The following is a 17,116-nucleotide window of genomic DNA, read 5'->3' as shown; positions in this document are numbered from 1 at the left end:
CGCCGTTTATTTCACACGGGCATTCACCGTATCCAGCAGAATGCCGGCATCCGGTTGGGAACCGGTGCTGATGAAATGAATATAACTGGCTCCATTGGGGGACTTATTAGCCATTTTCAACGTTCCGGCCTTCTTTCCGTCCAAAGACACCACAGCCTGCCCCCCCTGCCACAGAAGGGAAATTTCATGCCACGCGCCGGGCGTGAAAGGCACTTTTTTCATCCCCAGCAGCAGATGGGGCGCAGGTCTCAGCCTGATCGGGAAGGTAAACAGGGCATAATCCTTCGTAGTGGAATCACAGGCATTGAAAAGCCGATCCGTCAGAGAGACCTGAAGGCCGGAATCATCCGCCTGATCCCCGTCCGCTGCACGGAAGCGGAATTTGACCAGCCCTGTGGTCCCGTTCGGAAAGTTCCAGGCAGCTCCAGCGTTCCGGTAATCCACATTGGATTTTTCATTGACCAGTTCGGGATCATTCAGACGCTTGATTTGCAGCACCTTTTTCGTACTTCCGGACGGATCCGGAACCAGCTCTGCGGAAGGCTTGCGGTTATAACTGCAATGGCCCTTTTTCTGGGGAATATAAGTATGAATGGTCCACTGGGAATCCGAATCTTTCCCCGTCTGCGTAGCACGCGTCTTGGCCCCTACCCAGCGGCGGTCCACAATAACCAGGCGGCGGTGGTTTTTATGCTGCCCCAGGGAAATAAGGATGCGGTTTTTGTCCAGCTGCACCATTTCGCTCTGGTGTTTGCCGCGGTCTTCCGGACCATCCAGCGTAGCATAGCCGGGATGGTTGCGGTGTTCGTCCAGGATAATCTCCCGGAATCCGTACCAGGTTTTACCCTCGTCCCCGGACATGGCAATGTGGTGGGAATCACGGTTCGTGAACACGTCTTCCCACGTTCCGTTGCCGGCTGTGGCGTTTTCAGGCAGAGCCATCGTATTCGTCCACAGGGAAACGATGGTTCCGTCATCCAGGCGGCCCAACGTATTCATGGTCAGGGTGCCGAAAAAGCGGGAAGGTTCCGGTTTGCTCCATGTTTCACCGTAATCCCTGGAGAAAGCCTGCCACGCCTGGTCCAGGGAAGTACGGACAAGCGCCCACAACGAACCGTCCTTCATCTCCAAAACCGTGGCTTCCACGGCATTGTTGAACCATCTGACACCCTGGTGGGGGGGCCTGGCTTCATGTTTGGGGGAAGTAACACCGTTCCTGGATACATGCCAGGTCAGTCCCCCGTCATCGGAAATATGAAACTTGGTACCGCTGCCCATGTTGTGGAACGGAACAATCACCCTGCGGCCCTTGTTCACAAAAACAGGGGTGCGCATGATGCCGCCCAGTTTTTTCAGATTTTTCCTCTTTTCCGGATCTTTCCAGTCTTCTTCCAGCTTGCCGTCATTCGTGACGGCAAACCACTTGCCGTCCAGCCCCCCCTTGGAAAGAAATACAAAGCCTCCGATAGGCTGCACACGAATGAATTCCCTGGTCAGGGGGTTGCGCACAATAGCCGGAGATTCCTTGGGAATGCCGCCGTAGTTGGGAGGGTAGCCAGCCGGAGCGGCCTTCATTTCCCATATTTTTCCGTTATCCCTGCTGACCAGGTAATCCGGTCCCTTGCGGGTACCGGAATAATGGCGTATTTCACGGGAGTCCACACGGATGAGGCCGCGCCCCGCATCAGCCGGCGGAGTGGCGACAACTTCAGGCTCCGGAACGGGTGCTGCCTTCTGTTGGGCATAACAGCAACAAAAGGAACCGGTCAACAATGCAAACAACAGGTTTTTCATAAACTAAATATCAAATGCCGTATATTTTCCTCAGCCGGGGCTTTCCCTTCAAGCAAAATCCTGCCTTCCATCAGAAGACGATCATCAGGAATGCTTTCCCGCCTGCTTCCCTCCCCGGTATTTTGCATCAAGCTTTTTCAAAAGTACGGCCAGTTCCTTTTCCAAAACCTCATATCCCCTGGCATTGGGATGCACCACATCCTTCATAAATTCATTCTGAGGAGAAGCACCGTCTGCGGAAAGAAGAGCCTTTCCCGGATCGGCAAAGAAAATGTTCTTTCCGTTATGCAGCTCCGCCAGCAGCCTGTTCGTCTGCTTCACCGGTTCCGCCAGGTTTTTCTCCTTCCTTGGAAGAACGCCCAGCAACAGAATTTTGGAAGAGGGGCATTTCCGGCGCACCAGGCGGACAAACGCCCTGATATTGTCCGCACATGCCTGCGGCGTATCCTTGCGGTGCCCCAGATTATTGGTTCCCAGCAGCACGATGATGACCCGCGGAGAAATGCCGTCCAGCTCCCCGTTTTGCACACGGTAATAGGCATTATCCACATAATCAAATCCAAAGCCCATATTCGTCGCAGTATGCGGACGGAATAATTTCTCCCAGGAACCCGCTCCCGTGTTTTTTCCGTCCCCGGAAGGCTCCCCTCCCCAGTGGTGGGTAATGCTGTCCCCTATCATCACATATTCAGGCTTGACGGTCCGGTTTCTTTTTTTAACGGCTTCATGCCGGGCATTCCAATCATACGGATCCCGCTGATGGGGCTCCGGCTTCAGGGTTGCGGGCAACGCGGAGGGAGGGATGGAAGGTGCGGAAAACGCCACACTGGCCCCCCCAGCAATATGGCGAGCATGTAGGAGAAGAAATTCATGATAAAAAAGTGAAACCGGTTTCCAGTTTAAGCAAATCCTGCCGTGCATCAAGATCGCAGGCGCCACTTTTGCCGGCAGAGTAAAAAAGACCACTGCCCGTCCGGCAAATCCCGCCGCAACAGCGGCCAGGCGAACACCGCATCCGGCCTTTCCTGTTCCGAGAGCCCTGTTGCCCCAGGAAAGCTCGACTCCCCAACGGAGGGTAATGCTTTCACCAAAAACGACATACCCCCGTTTGACGGTCCGGGTCCGTTCCATCACTGCCTCATGGCGTTTTTCCAGTCATGCACGGCCCGCTGGTTCTCCTGGGGCTTCAGCGTGGGCGGCAATTCATCAGCACAGGCACCGGAGAAACAAGCAACGCAAAAAACTCCCGCCAGCAATAAACAAAGGCATGCATAAGATTTCATAACGGTAAGCGTTGAGATACTGCAATAGAGATTAGGAAAGTAAAGAGAAATAATCTTCCGTCACTTTTCCGCAATCGCATGTTCCCCTCATTTTCCGCTCCGCAACGGACAGACAGGTGAAACATGCCAAAGCCAGCGCACCCGCGTTCTCTTCGCAAAGAATTAGCCTTGTTGTCTCCCGGAATTCACGATATAATTACGTGGCGCGGAGTTTTGCCGTTTCCGGCCTTTCAACGGCTGCGGAACGTTTTTCTCCGGTCTTCTTCACTACATCCTATTTATGATCAGCATAGTAAAAGACTTGAAGGAGTCCACCGCCCTTCCGAAGGAATGGCAGGGATTCAAGCCGGGAGCATGGACGGAGTCCATTGACGTACGGGATTTCATCCAGCATAACTACACGCCCTATTCCGGCAATGAAGAATTTCTTTCCGGCCCCTCCCAGCGCACGCTCCGTTTATGGGATGAACTGAAAGTCCTGCTGAAAAGGGAAATAGACAACGGCGGCGTTCTGGATGCTGATGAAGAAGTGGTATCCTCCATCACCTCCCACAAGCCCGGCTACATTGACAAGGAACTGGAAGTGGTCGTAGGCCTCCAGACGGACGCCCCCCTGAAACGGGCCCTGATGCCCTTTGGCGGCCTGCGCATGGCCCAGCAGGCCCTGGAATCCTACGGGTTCAAGATGTGCGAGAAAACCGCGGATATTTTCAAAAAGATACGCAAGACGCACAATGAAGGCGTTTTCGACGCCTACACTTCCGATATCCGGGCGGCCCGTTCCGCCGGCATTATTACCGGCCTTCCGGACGCCTATGGCCGCGGCCGCATCATCGGGGACTACCGCCGGGTGGCCCTGTACGGCACGGACAGACTGATTGCCGAACGCCGCAAGGACCTCAAAAACCGTGAACATTCCCCCCTTACGGATGAGCTGATCCGCCTGCGCGAAGAAATGAGCGAACAAATACGCGCCCTGGAAGAACTCGCCCAGCTGGGCGCCTCCTACGGCTGCGACCTCACTCGCCCCGCCGCAAACGCCCGCGAAGCCGTGCAATGGACGTACCTGGGCTACCTGGCCGCCGTGAAGGAACAGAACGGAGCGGCCATGTCCCTGGGCCGCGTTTCCACTTTCTTCGACATTTATTTCACCCGCGACCTGGAACAGGGGCTCATCACGGAAGAGGAAGTTCAGGAAATCATCGACCAGTTCGTGATGAAGCTGCGCATCGTCCGTTTCATCCGCACGCCTGATTACAATAACCTGTTCTCCGGAGACCCCACCTGGGTGACGGAATCCATCGGCGGCATGGGAGAGGACGGGCGCACCCTCGTCACCCGCAGTTCCTTCCGCATGCTGCAGACCCTGTACAACCTGGGGCCGGCTCCGGAACCGAACCTGACCGTTCTGTGGTCCCGGAACCTGCCGGAAGCCTTCAAAAGCTTCTGCGCCAAGGTTTCCATTGAAACGTCCTCCGTCCAATACGAGAACGACGACCTGATGCGCCCGCACTGGGGCGACGACTACGGCATCGCATGCTGCGTGTCCGCCATGCGCATCGGCAAGCAGATGCAGTTCTTCGGAGCGCGCGCCAACCTCGCCAAGTGCCTTCTCTACGCCCTGAACGGCGGCGTGGATGAACTCAAGGGCAAACAGGTGGCCCCGCCCTCCCCCCGCTACACGGAAGAAATTCTCAACTATGATGAAGTGATGGCCCTGTACGACAAGATGCAGGACTGGCTCGCCAAAACTTACATTGACGCGCTGAACATCATCCACTACATGCACGACAAATACTGCTATGAACGCATTGAAATGGCGCTGCATGATCCGGAAATCCTGCGCACGATGGCCACGGGAATCGCCGGGCTTTCCGTGGCGGCGGACTCCCTGTCCGCCATCAAGTACGCCACCGTAAAAGCCATCCGCAATGAAGAGGGGCTGATTGTGGACTTCAAGACGGAAGGGGAATTCCCCTGTTACGGGAACAATGACCCGCGCGTGGACGACATAGCATGCAGCCTGGTCAGCAATTTCATGGAAAAACTGCGCAAGCTCCACACTTACCGCAATTCCCTGCCCACCCAGTCCATCCTGACGATCACCTCCAACGTGGTGTACGGCAAAAAGACGGGCAACACGCCGGACGGCCGCCGAGCCGGGGAACCGTTCGCCCCCGGCGCCAACCCCATGCACGGAAGGGACAGGAACGGAGCCGTGGCGTCCATGCTCTCCGTAGCCAAGCTGTCCTATGACGACTCCCTGGACGGCATCTCCTACACCTTCTCCATCGTTCCGCAGGCCCTGGGCAAGGAGGAAAGGGAACGCCGCGTCAAGCTCGTCTCCCTGCTGGACGCCTACTTTGCCGCTACAGGTCACCACATTAATGTGAACGTACTGGAACGGGAAACGCTTCTCGACGCCATGGATCACCCGGAAAAATACCCGCAGCTTACCATCCGCGTTTCCGGCTATGCCGTGAATTTCATCAAGCTGACCCGGGAACAGCAGCAGGAGGTCATCAACCGCACCTTCCACACCCGCTAACCCGGACGACACACGGATGCCGCAGGTTTTTCCACAAAACCATGATCCGGACGGAGAAAGCTCCGTCACCGGTTTGGTTCATTCCGTGGAATCCTGCGGCACCGTGGACGGTCCCGGCATCCGCTTTGTCCTTTTCCTGTCCGGCTGCAGCCTGCGCTGCCGCTACTGCCACAATCCGGATACCTCATACGTTCGGCGGGGCCGGCTCAGAAGCGCGGGTGATGTCCTCAGGGAAATAGCCCGTTACCGGGATTTTTTGCAGGCGGCGGGCGGCGGCGTCACCCTCTCCGGCGGGGACCCCCTCTTCCAACCTGATTTTACCGGCGCCGTGCTGAAAGGCTGCCGGAAACTGGGACTGCATACCTGCCTGGACACCTCCGGCCATCTGGGCGTGAATGCGGGCGAAGAAATGCTGGCGGATACGGACCTGGTCCTGCTGGATATCAAGGCATGGAATCCGGAACGGTACCGCTCCCTGACAGGCGGGGAACTGCGCCCTACGCTGGAGTTTGCGGAACGCCTGGCCTCCCTCCGCAAGCCCGTGTGGCTGAGGTATGTGCTGGTACCCGGCGTTACGGATAATCTGGAAGAAATTGAGGGACTCTCCCGCCATGCGGCGCTCCTGGGCAACGTGGAACGCGTGGACGTGCTCCCTTTCCACCAGATGGGGAGATTCAAATGGGATGAATTGAAGCTGGATTATACCTTGAAGGGCACCCCGGAAGCGTCCGCAAAACTGGCGGAACAGGTCCGCGGCATTTTCCGGCGGGAAGGCTTTCCGGATTGCGTGCATTAACCGGATTTTCGCGCCTTGGCGCCATCAACCGCAGCAAACCGAATACAGATATCTCCCCTCCTCATCTTCCGGATGAAAGGCCCTTCTCCCCTTTCCCAAATTATTCCTTTCCGGAAATTTCCCGCAAAGCATCCAGCACTTCCCGCACGGCAATGTGGCGGTTGCAGGGGACATCCCGGTCACAATCCTTCCGGAAGCAGGGGGAACAGCACTGGTGGCTGTAAAGGGAACGGTTGAATGTACCCATAGGGCGGTACACATCCGGAAGCCGGGTGGAAAACAGAGTCACCACCGGAAGCCCGCGGAAGGAACAGAGGGACGGGAAATCGCCATCCACGGCTACCGCCACCGAAGCGCCGTCCATGACGGAAAACAGAGCCTCCGGCGCACCCACAGCCAGTTCCACATTCAAATGTTCCGCCAGCGCGGCGGCGCGCTCCCGGTCTTCTTCCAGAGCCACCAGAACCGTCCGTCCCGGCAAAAGGGAAACCAGTTCCGTCCACTGCTCCCGGCTCCATTCACTGGCGCTTCCCAGACGGGAAAACGGAGCAATTAAAATGGGGGCGCCTTCCGCCGGGGCCGCTTTTTTCACAGGGAACAAAGACGGTTTACCGACGTCCAGCCCATGCAGCCCCCCCAATTGCAGATAAAGCTGCACCCGGTGCGCCGGGGGGGCGGCGCGCAGGACGGGGGCCTTTACCCGGAATTTGTATTTCCGGACGCCGGGATGCGTGTCCAGCCCGGAGAACATCATGGGGCCATACGGTTCCAGCGCTTTCAGGGTTTCCATATCTCCATCCAGCATGACGCCCATATCCAGCGGGCCGTCATTGTAAAATTCATCTGCCACCAAAGCTTCCCGAAGCTGCTTCAGGGAATCGTGCGGCAGCACATGGGTAACCTCCGGCACCGTCTTCCATATTCCCATCTGGGCAGACGGGCAGATAACGTTCACCTGCATGTCGCACCGGACGGTTTTCAGGGCACGAATCAGGGGAACGGTCGCCAGGGCTTCATCCAACGCCCCGGGAACGGCTACAAGAATGCGGTACGGCTTCAGCTCCATATTTTCCAGAAGCGCAGCCGTTTTTTTATCCTGCGGAGCAAAACGGTCAACGGATTTCCAGCGGTGGTGCATCCAGAACACATCCAGCACGGATTCCCGGATCAATGTTTCCAGCCCCCTGTTCACTTCAATAGTATCCCCCGCCAGAGAGCCGTCCGACCCGGAAAAATCCACCACATTCCCCATATCCGCTATCCAGTGGCCGGGAGCATCCGTACGCACCGCTATGGCCACCATGTCCGCGCCAGCCCTTTTTCGCAGCAGAGCGGGCAGCGGAGTCGTGCCGGTCACCTTGCCGAAAAAGGGGACATACACCCCCTCCCATACGAACTGGTCGCTCAGCACGCCCAGGGCCCCCCCTTCCTTGAGCATTTTCATGGGAGCCTTGATGCCGCCCTCCTTGGAGAACATCTGAGTTCCACGTTCCGTGCGCCGCTGGTACACGTATTCCTCCATCAGCGGATTGTCAAACTGGCGGTACATGGACCCGTAACGCTCCACCTCCGGGTAAAATGCGCGTATTCTCGCCAGCGCCTCCCAGTTGCCGGAGTGGGCTATGGCGCAAACCTGCCCGCGCCCTTCCAGCACAGGCGCGGCAAACTGTTCGTGCCCTCCGACCGTCACGCAATGCTTCAACTGCTCATCCGTCAGGGTGGCCGTCTTCGCGGAACACAGGAAATTGGCAATGGTCCTTTTGAAATTTTCCCGGCTTAATTTCTGCAGTTCCTTTCCGCGCAGGGCCGGATTCAAAACGATGCGCAGATTCCTTTCCACAATGTTCCGGCGCTGGGGAAGCAGATACCACGCCACGGCCCCTGCCGCGCGCCCCAGCCGGTACAGCGTTTTCATGCCCACGAGCTTCAACAGCCCTTCCATGAGCAGAAACCCTTTCATTCCCAAATGATGGGCAAACGTATTCCGGGAAGCCGGGGAGGAATCAGGAGAGGAAGAATCAGTCATAAGGAAAACCGGAAAAGATGTTATACGAATCCCCTCCGGTCCACAAACCCTTTATTCCCCCGGCTGAGCTCCCTTCTCGCATTTTATTTTCTCGGATAAATGACGTCTTCCCTAAATTTTTCCGCCGGCGCGGAATCCAAAGCCATCCCATGCTTTACTGCATCTTCCTCATAAAAGCATCTCTGCCGAGACGGCATCTTACTTTTGGCAAAGAAATGACTTTACAATTCTTAACTAAACGGTATATTTCGTCTCCCGAACCGAACACCAAACCGGAGTTATACACCATGAAAGTTCTTTCTTCCTTAGCCTCTATGAAGCGCCGCCACGCAGACTGCCAAATCGTGAAGCGCAAGGGCACGCTGTATGTGATCTGCAAGAGCAATCCCAAGTTCAAGGCCCGCCAGGGCGCTACGGCAGGCACGCGCCTTTCTAAAAAGGGCGTCAAGTAATCCCTGGCCCAGCACAGATTTCAAGAAGACCGCCGCCCGCCGGGTGCCGGTCTTTTTTTGCTGACCAAGCCCCTTTCCGTACATCCATGCAGCTTCCTGCCGTCCAAACCAAATTCCTGGATCTTCCCAACTCCTTCTCCCTGAGAAATGGAGCTACGCTTGACAAGGTATGCGTCGCCTATGAACAGTACGGAACCCTGACGCCGGAAAAAGACAACGCCATCCTGCTGTTCCATGCCCTTTCCGGCAGCCAGCACGCCTACGGCTACAATCCGGAAGTCCCGGGCACCGGCTCCCTCTGGAAACCGGAAAACCACGAAGGCTGGTGGAACAGCATCATCGGCCCCGGCAAGCCGCTGGACACGGACCGCTTCTGTATCATCTGCGCCAATTACCTGGGAGGGTGCTACGGCACCACAGGCCCCGCTACCCCCTGCCCTGCGGACGGCCGGCCCTACGCTTCCCGTTTCCCTCACGTGGAGATCGCAGACCAGGCACGCCTCCAGGCCCTTCTGCTGGACAGCCTGGGCATAGAACGCGTTCATCTTGTGGGCCCCTCCGTGGGCGGCCTGATCGCCCTCAGCTTCGCGTGCCAGTTCCCGGAACGCGTCCGGAGCTTCATCTCCATCGGCTCCGGTTACCGGGCTTCCATTGAACACCGCCTGTCCCTGTTTGAACAAATCCTGGCCATTGAGCTTGACCCGGATTTCCAGGGCGGGGATTATTACCGGGGGCCGGCGCCCAAAAAAGGGCTGGCATTCGCCCGTATCATCGGCCACAAATCATTTGTCTACCAGGCGGGGCTGGAACAGCGCGCCAGAAAAGACGTGGGAGGCAACTACGGCCTGCTCACGTGGATGACCCCCACCCGCAGCACGCAAAGCTACATGCTTCACCAGGGGACCAAGTTCGCGGAACGTTTTGACGCCAACTCCTATATCCGCATTGCGGATATGTGGGCGGAGTTCGACATCCGCGACCACACCCCGGACGGAACATTTCAAACCGCCCTGGAAGGCTTCCGCCGCGCAGGGATTCCCGCGCTTATCTTTTCCATTGATACAGACTGCTGTTTCCGCCCGGCGGAACAGCAGGATTTCGCGGCGCAGCTTGAAGCCGCCCATATTCCCACGGAGTTCCATACCATCGCTTCCACCAAGGGACACGATTCCTTCCTGCTGGAGCCGGAGCTTTATGCGGAACCCATCCGGCGCATTCTGGCCGCAAGGAAGCCGAAGGGGACGGCGTAAGCTTTTTTCCGCCGCAAGAAGACACGGCGGAGCAGCGCTTAAAAAGAAATGATGCCGGGAACCGGAAGCGAGAGGGAAAAATCAACCATGTCATGAAGGAACGGCCAGGTTCCTTGCAAAGCGGAACTTCACGGCTCTTCAACGTGACAATAACCTGAGCCGGATGAACCCGAACAGGGTTTTCGCTGTCACATCTTCATGACTGATCATTATTACACCTCCGAAACGGAAAACGTCGGACAATTCCGCTGCGAAACCACCTTTATCCCTTCCAACGTTACGTTTGCCACGGACCTGCCCGCTTCTTTTGAAGGCCGCGCAGAATTCCCCTCCCCCGGAGTTTTGCTCGGTTCCACGCTCGCCTCCTGCATGATGAGCCTGGTTTCCGTGGTCGCGGCCAGAAAAGGAGTGGATTTGAAAGGCATGCGCGTTCTGGCGCGTGCGGCGGAATCATCCAAGGGAATTGAAAAAATTGAACTGAAGGCAATCATGCCCCTGGAAGGCAGCCACCCTCTCCGCGCCATGCTGGAAAAAACCGCCTTGTCCTGCCCTGTGCGCCAGGCGCTGCGGCCCGATCTGGAAACGCCCATTGAATGGGAATGGAAGTAAACAGCCATCAGGGAAGTCAACCCAAGCTTGAAGTTATCCTTAAAGAAATCCCGTCCATTCATGAAAAAAGCCGCTGCGGATGATTCCGCAGCGGCTTTCCAATTGGCTGACGTTTTTTCCTTTAGAAGTTGTAGCGGTAGCCGATACTCCCGTTGATGGAGCTGGAACCGCTGCGGATATCCGCGTTGCCGTCCACAAAAATGACGCCCTGAGTGCCCACGGGAACGCTCAGCCCCGCGCCAATCTGGAAGGCCGTGCTTCCGACCTTGGCGCCATACACCGGACGCGTATAGGAGGGATCCGCCAAGAAGCCCACATTGGCCTGCCCGCGGCGGTCTCCCATATCCTGGGAAACGTTCACCCGTACTTCTCCCAGCGCTTCACGCCCGAAGACGTTGGACCCCATGAGTCCGGAGAGCCGGGCGCCCACAGCGACAGCAGCCGTAGTCAGTTCCTGGTCTTCCACCTTCAGTCCGGCATTTCCTGCAGAACCGCTTTCCCGATAGCCGTCCATGCGGGTCGTCACGATGGAAGCGTTGAACAAAGGCTGGAGAATCACGCTCCTGTCTTCATTGAGAGCGATGTCATACGCCAACTCGTACATGGCGCCGAAACCGGATCCCGTCGTATTGCCGCGGGCCTGGTAAGACCCCGTACCGTAATCCACCGTGCGCGTCAGCGAGGCATCATTCCAGCCGCCCGTCAGAATCAGCAGATGGGACCATTTACGGTACTGGTAGCGGGCGAACAGATTGACATAGTAACTGTCCAGGTCTCCGTCCGCCGTATCCGCCGCGCTGGCCGTCAGACTTCCGTAATTGGCCGTAAACGCAGCTCCCGCAGTGAAGCGGTCGTTGATATCCACATCCATGCCTACCGTGCCTCCCCAGGTGGTGAGTTCGTAGCCGCTTTCATCCCCCCTGGTGTCCAGCTTGGCATAAGACCCGGTTCCCTGCATCCACATATGGAAGTAGGGCATGTCTTCATGGACATATGCAGGGTTAACGCCCATCTGCGCCACGCGGTTGCGTATCCAGCCCATCTGGTCGCGCAGGGAGTCGCGCTGGGCGATGCCCAGGCTGGTAACCGTGCTGCCGGCGGCGGCGGCCAGTTTGCGGGCGGCGCCGGAATAGTCGCCTGAATTCTGGGAAAGAAGAACAGAGGTATAGAAATCGCGCAAGGCAGTGCCTTCTTCCATGTGATAGCGGGAATTCCAAAGGATGTCCGCTCCAGTGGCGGCATTCCGCGTCAGGGAAGAGTCACGGAAAATGTTTTCCGTGCGCGCCGTACCGGTGAGGATGATGGCCGTCATGCTGTCATTGGTGGTCAGCTCCAGGTTTTCATACATGGAACCAAGAATCATATCCTGGAGGGTGACATTGTCACCCAGGGACACAAGCGCGCCGTCCGTTGTCTTGAACAATTCCATATTCAGCGTTTCCGAACTCCCGGAAACCAGGGTATCCAGATTGTTCATGACCAGCGTGACTTCTCCCGTCCCGTCTCCCAGCGTAATATTTCCGCTGGAGGTGACAAAGGGATTGCCCAGGCCGTCCACCGTTGTGGAGGAAGTGGTAATGGCGACCGTGCTGTCCCCCGTCACGCTCAAGCCGTCCGAGCCAAGCGTCAGCTGGGTTTTGGGATCGTCCGCGCTGCCGATATTGAGCGTGCCGCCATTCACGGTAATCCCCTGATAGGAAGCCTGGGCGGGATTGCCGCCCTCCCCTGCCGCTCCGGCCAGGGTCAGCACGCCGCCGTCACTCACATTCAGGTGATAACCTGCATTGCCTGCACCCTTGATAGTCTGGACGCTTCCGTTGCCGGATTTGACGTTGAGCGTTCCGGATGCCCCGTCCAGCGTACCGGTAAAGGCATGGGAGGCAGAAGAATTGATCGTCATTTCCGCACCGCTCAGCTTCAGAGCTCCGCCGCCCGCCAGTCCGGAAACGGTATTCACGGAACCGGTTGCGGCGGACAGGGCGGACCCTTCACGGATATCCAGCAGGACACCGTTCAGGGAAGAGCCGTTGCCCAGTGTCAGGGAGGAGTCCGTTCCCGTACCTCCCAAGGTCAGCGTACCGTCCCCGGAGATAGTCACCTCCGTGACATGGCTGCCGGCCTGCTGGCCGGTAAGAACCATCTGAGCTCCGTTACCCAAATTCAGGGTTCCCCCTCCCGCGCCGGCAGCCAGCGTCTCCACCGTAGTTACACGGGAGGCGCCGTCATTCCGTCCGCCCAGCGTTATGTCTCCGCCCGCGAGTTCCAGCGCAGTAAGGCTATTGCCTGCACCGTTCAGGACGATGTTTCCTTCCGCGGAACTGAGCATGGAATCATTCCCGGTGAAGTTGCCTTCCACGGTGAGGGTTTCCGCACCTTTCTTGACAAAATCCACATGGTCCCCGCTGATGGTTCCGCCGTAGCTGTTGCCGCCGGCGTCAACGTTCTGAACCAGATCCACCACGGCGTGGTTGGAGGCCGCATCATCCGCCGTATTCGTCACGACCAGCGCACCGTCGCTGCCAACCAGGTTGCTGACTTTCAGGCCGTCCCCGTTCCGGGAGGCTTCCGGAGCCCCATTCAAGCTCACATGAAGCGTGGTGCCATTAATGCCGACAGCCTTGTAGGGATCCAGTGCGGCGTAATCGCTGATATTGGGGTCGTCTGAATTGGGGGTGGTGTCCACCAGATAGACAAGGTCCGTATTGCCGCTGACCATCAGCGTCCCGTCCGCACCCAGGACTTCCGTCACGGTATAGCCGAGGGAAGCCAGGAGAGGAGAGAATCCGATTTGCTTGAAATTGTCCACAGCCAGGGTTCCCGTTGTCAGTACAAGCCCTACGCCGTCAGTGGAATCCCGGTTGGCGGCAAGCAGGTCCAGAACGCCCTGGTTGCTGAGGTTGATGGTTGTGGCGGCGGCGGAAAGCGTCAGGCTGTCCGCATCAATAACGCCCTGTCCGGTAGTTCCGCCCGCTGTAAGGCTGCCGGAATCCAGTTTCAGCGTCACCGTCTTGCCCGTCATGTCCAGAGCACCGGAAACGCCTGTAAGCCGGGAGTAATCCTCCATGACGATGGAGCCGACCATGGAGCCGGACAGACCGCCCAGATTGATGGTATTCAGGGCTCCCTGCGTTCCGGCGGAAGCGGCCACTTCCACGTTTCCGGCGGTTTTGGCTTCCGCGTTTGCCAGGCTTCCCTTCGTAATCAGAATAACGTTGGCCGCATCCAGAGAGGACAGATTGAGAACGCCGTTATTGACGGTGACCCGTCCGGCCCCCAGGGAGTCGGCCCCCGCCAAGGTGACGGTGCCCGTTCCGGAAAGCGTCGTGGAACCGGTGAACCCGGTGTTGCCGGCCGCCAGCGTTATCTCTCCGGCAGTGTCAATAACCAGGGAACCGGCTCCGGAGAGGGACCCAGCCCAGGCACTTCCGTCACCCAGCCGCGCCGTAGCGCCGTCCGCAATGGAGAGTGCGCCCAGGAAGGTGTTCGCTCCGGTGAGTTCCAGCGTTCCGGCGTTTACGGATACCGTGCTGCCGGCCGTGCCGCTGATGACGCCTCCGTAGGAGAAATCGCGGGCAAAGGCCAGCGTGGAGTTGTTCTGGATGTCAATGCTGTCCCCCAGCTTGGCCACATTGGCGGAATTCACGGTAACCGTGCCGCGGTGCACCTTGAGCTGACCGTCTAGGTTGACGCCGCCCGCCAGGGTAATATTGCCCGCGCCCTGGGTAGAAAACGCCGTTCCGCTCAAATCGCCGCTGAAGGTGAAATCCTTGGTGGCAAAGACCTGGTTGCCCGTAAAGACAACGTCATTGGCAAACGTTCCTCCCGCTGTTCCGTTCCATTCCGTACGGACGTTGGAATCCGCCAGTTTCAAGATGCCGTCCGCACCCATCGTTACGTTATTCAATTGGAAATAGCCGGATGTCACGGACAGGATGCCCTGGAATTCCGTACTCATGTTCAGGACATTGGCCCCATAACTGGTTCCCAGCCCTACGGAAACGGTACCGGTGCCGGAGGCATTCAGGTTCAGAGCCGAGTTGTCATTAGCCCCGCTGACCGTCAGTACGGAACCGTCCGCCAGTTCCACGGTTTTTCCATTGACCAGAGCCTTGGCGACGGTAGCGGTCACCTCCTCGCCCAGTATCATGGAACCGCCCGTCCATGCCATGTTGTCTGCAGTAAACGCCGTGGCAAAAGAGCCGGAAGCCAGATTGAGGCTGCCGCCCTGCAGGTTGATCATGCCCATTCCCGGCTGAACCTCCGCGGTAGCCAGCGTGAGCATGCCGTCCGTAACGGTAATGGCTCCGGACCCCAGGGAGTTGGCGACCTGGGCCACCAGTTCGCCCTGCTGGACGGAAATGTCCCCGTTCCAACCCGTGTTATCCAAATTAAGGGTCAACTTCCCTTCGCCGCGCTTGGTCAGCGTTCCCTGAGCGATTTTTCCGGCGCCGTCGGAAACGAAGACATAATCGCTGCCGGCAGCATTGTTGACTGTGATGGAAGCAGGATTCACCGCTCCGGACAGGGTGACGGTTCCCGCCCCGGTACTGTTGAAGATCAGATTCTTCCCGGCAGCCGTATCCGTGGAACCTTCAATGCCCCACATGGCGCCCGTGTTCGTATCGCTCCAGGTCTCTCCTTCCGCTCCCTGCCAGATCCATACGTCCCCGGCGGAAGTCACTACCAGCTTGAGGGATGTTCCCGTCTGCTCCAGTTCATAAATCAGCGTTTCGTCCCCGGTATATCCGGCCCAGTTAAAGACGGCGCTGGCGGCATCAAGACCGCTGGCGGCGGAAATCAGGGTATATTCCCCGGCATCCGTGATGCCTTCAAGTCCGTTCAACGTAAGATTGAACGTTCCGGCCCCGAAAGCGCCGCCCACTTCGAGCGAGGAGCTGATATCCAGAGTCAGCGTAGAGTTGGCCGCCAGGTTCAGGGCGCCCGCAGTCGTCATCCGCGTATTGGCCGCCATCGTGATGTTCCGCAGGGACGTAGCCCCGGAAGCTGTAAGAGCGAGCGTTCCCCCCTGAATATCCGTCAGCCCCGTGTAACTGACCGTTCCTCCCAGCGTCAGCGTTTCCTCGCCGACCTTGGTCAGAGACAGGACGCCGGATTCGTCATACGAAATGGAAGTGGCTCCGTACCCAAGAGCAACACCGCGGTCTGTGAGCGTGCCGTTATACGTGCCGGCCCCCACCGTCAGCGTGCGCGCGCCGCCTACGGCTCCCACCTGGGAATTTTCCGTTCCGTCCAGAGAGGCAATTTCAACATCCCCCAGCACGCGCATGAAAGCGAATCCGGTCGTGTCCGTTCCGGATGTCAGGGTGACGCCGCCCTGAGATACGGAAGTGCGCAAATCCAGCCCGGCGCTGTAGCCGTTGGAGGCATTCATGGTGATCATTCCGGTAAATCCGGAAGCGTCTCCGCTGATGATGAGTTTTCCGTTGGAATTATACCTGCCGTCGCCCGCTCCGCGACTGTACGTCAGGGAGCCGGCTCCAGTGAGCGTCCCGGTGAAGCCCATTTCCTTGGCCCAGTTGTCCCTGCCCACCAGGGAGACAGCCCCGTTGACGGTAACGGTTCCGGTGAAGCTATGCTGATAGTCCGTAGCGCTTGACTGGGAGGCGTCCACCCATTTCAGGGAAACGGCATCGGACGCATTTGTTCCCAAAATCAAATCGGAGTTGATGGTATGGTGGGAGGTTCCCGAACTGTTGCCGGCAATGATCAGCGACGTGCCGTTTTCCAGGGTGACAGAAGAACCTGCGCTTCCCCAGCGGATGGATGAGGTTCCGTTCCCTACCTGGAGGTTGCCCTCCTGCACCACGATGTGACCGGAGTTGCTCCCTGTCAGTTTCAGCAAGCCCGTGCCGGTTTTCCGGACAGTTCCTTCCCCAGTAATGGCATTGCCGAAAACGATGTCGGACGGAGTTGCCAGAGTGATGAAAGAGTTGGCATCCGGAGAAAGGGAGAATACCGGGTTAGTGACGGTTCCCAAATCCACCGTCACCGTCGCTCCATTGGCCGCACCCAAAAAGGAACCGGTATTCCAGGTTACTCCTGTGCCGGGAAGGGCCGTATCATAACCGAATGCCAGAATACCCTGCGATACAGCCACAGTAGTACCCGTGCCAAGTATGGAAGAGGTACCGAGAACCAACGTTCCCGTGCCTTCCTTGGTGATGGCCGTATTGGTAATTTCTCCCGTCCCCGTCAGTTCATAACGGGTGGTGGAGTTGCGAACAAGCATGGAGCTTGGAGAAACCTCAGAATCCAGATGTACGACAGAGTTAGCGACTCCAGCCTGGTCTGCAAAGGAAACCGCCATACCATCCGCATATGTGGCGGGAGCGCCGCC

General features: G+C 57.9%; 9 protein-coding genes. 5 read left to right on the top strand and 4 right to left on the bottom strand.

Going from position 1 to position 17,116, the window contains the following annotated elements; genetic code table 11:
- Positions 1–6: 6 nt before the first annotated feature.
- Complete coding sequence (locus WW58_RS09575) at positions 7–1,794, bottom strand: sialidase family protein (protein ID WP_046437144.1); 1,788 nt, start codon at positions 1,792–1,794, stop codon at positions 7–9.
- 84 nt (positions 1,795–1,878) lie between these two features.
- Entirely contained in the window at positions 1,879–2,619 is a 741-nt protein-coding gene (locus WW58_RS09570) for a GDSL-type esterase/lipase family protein (protein ID WP_237970317.1), read from the bottom strand.
- 738 nt (positions 2,620–3,357) lie between these two features.
- On the opposite strand from WW58_RS09570, the gene pflB reads away from it, so the two are divergent.
- Together pflB and pflA are read left to right on the top strand one after the other, a co-directional pair.
- Entirely contained in the window at positions 3,358–5,625 is a 2,268-nt protein-coding gene (gene pflB / locus WW58_RS09565) for a formate C-acetyltransferase (RefSeq protein WP_046437142.1), read from the top strand.
- A gap of 16 nt (positions 5,626–5,641) precedes the next feature.
- On the top strand, positions 5,642–6,421 hold the full coding sequence (gene pflA / locus WW58_RS09560) for a pyruvate formate-lyase-activating protein (protein ID WP_022197052.1): 780 nt from the start codon (positions 5,642–5,644) through the stop codon (positions 6,419–6,421).
- A 100-nt stretch (positions 6,422–6,521) separates the two neighbouring features.
- Here the strand turns inward: pflA and WW58_RS09555 are convergent, their stop codons facing one another.
- Entirely contained in the window at positions 6,522–8,447 is a 1,926-nt protein-coding gene (locus tag WW58_RS09555; protein WP_046437140.1) for an LpxL/LpxP family acyltransferase, read from the bottom strand.
- Positions 8,448–8,734: 287 nt separating this feature from the next.
- On the opposite strand from WW58_RS09555, the gene ykgO reads away from it, so the two are divergent.
- From ykgO to WW58_RS09540, 3 genes are all read left to right on the top strand, one after another.
- Positions 8,735–8,899 (top strand): type B 50S ribosomal protein L36, encoded by a 165-nt coding sequence (ykgO, locus tag WW58_RS13440; RefSeq protein WP_065529996.1) that lies wholly within the window; start codon positions 8,735–8,737, stop codon positions 8,897–8,899.
- 86 nt (positions 8,900–8,985) lie between these two features.
- Complete coding sequence (metX, locus tag WW58_RS09545) at positions 8,986–10,149, top strand: homoserine O-acetyltransferase MetX (RefSeq protein ID WP_046437137.1); 1,164 nt, start codon at positions 8,986–8,988, stop codon at positions 10,147–10,149.
- Positions 10,150–10,347: 198 nt separating this feature from the next.
- Positions 10,348–10,758, top strand: coding sequence for an OsmC family protein (locus WW58_RS09540; protein ID WP_051729568.1), 411 nt, complete (start codon positions 10,348–10,350; stop codon positions 10,756–10,758).
- Positions 10,759–10,879: 121 nt separating this feature from the next.
- Here WW58_RS09540 and WW58_RS09535 read toward each other — a convergent pair whose 3' ends face one another.
- Positions 10,880–17,008, bottom strand: coding sequence for an autotransporter domain-containing protein (locus tag WW58_RS09535; protein WP_046437135.1), 6,129 nt, complete (start codon positions 17,006–17,008; stop codon positions 10,880–10,882).
- Positions 17,009–17,116 lie beyond the last annotated feature (108 nt).

Source organism: Akkermansia sp. UNK.MGS-1, from assembly GCF_000980515.1.
Taxonomy (GTDB): domain Bacteria; phylum Verrucomicrobiota; class Verrucomicrobiia; order Verrucomicrobiales; family Akkermansiaceae; genus Akkermansia; species Akkermansia muciniphila.
This window is presented reverse-complemented; position numbering and strand designations above follow the sequence as displayed.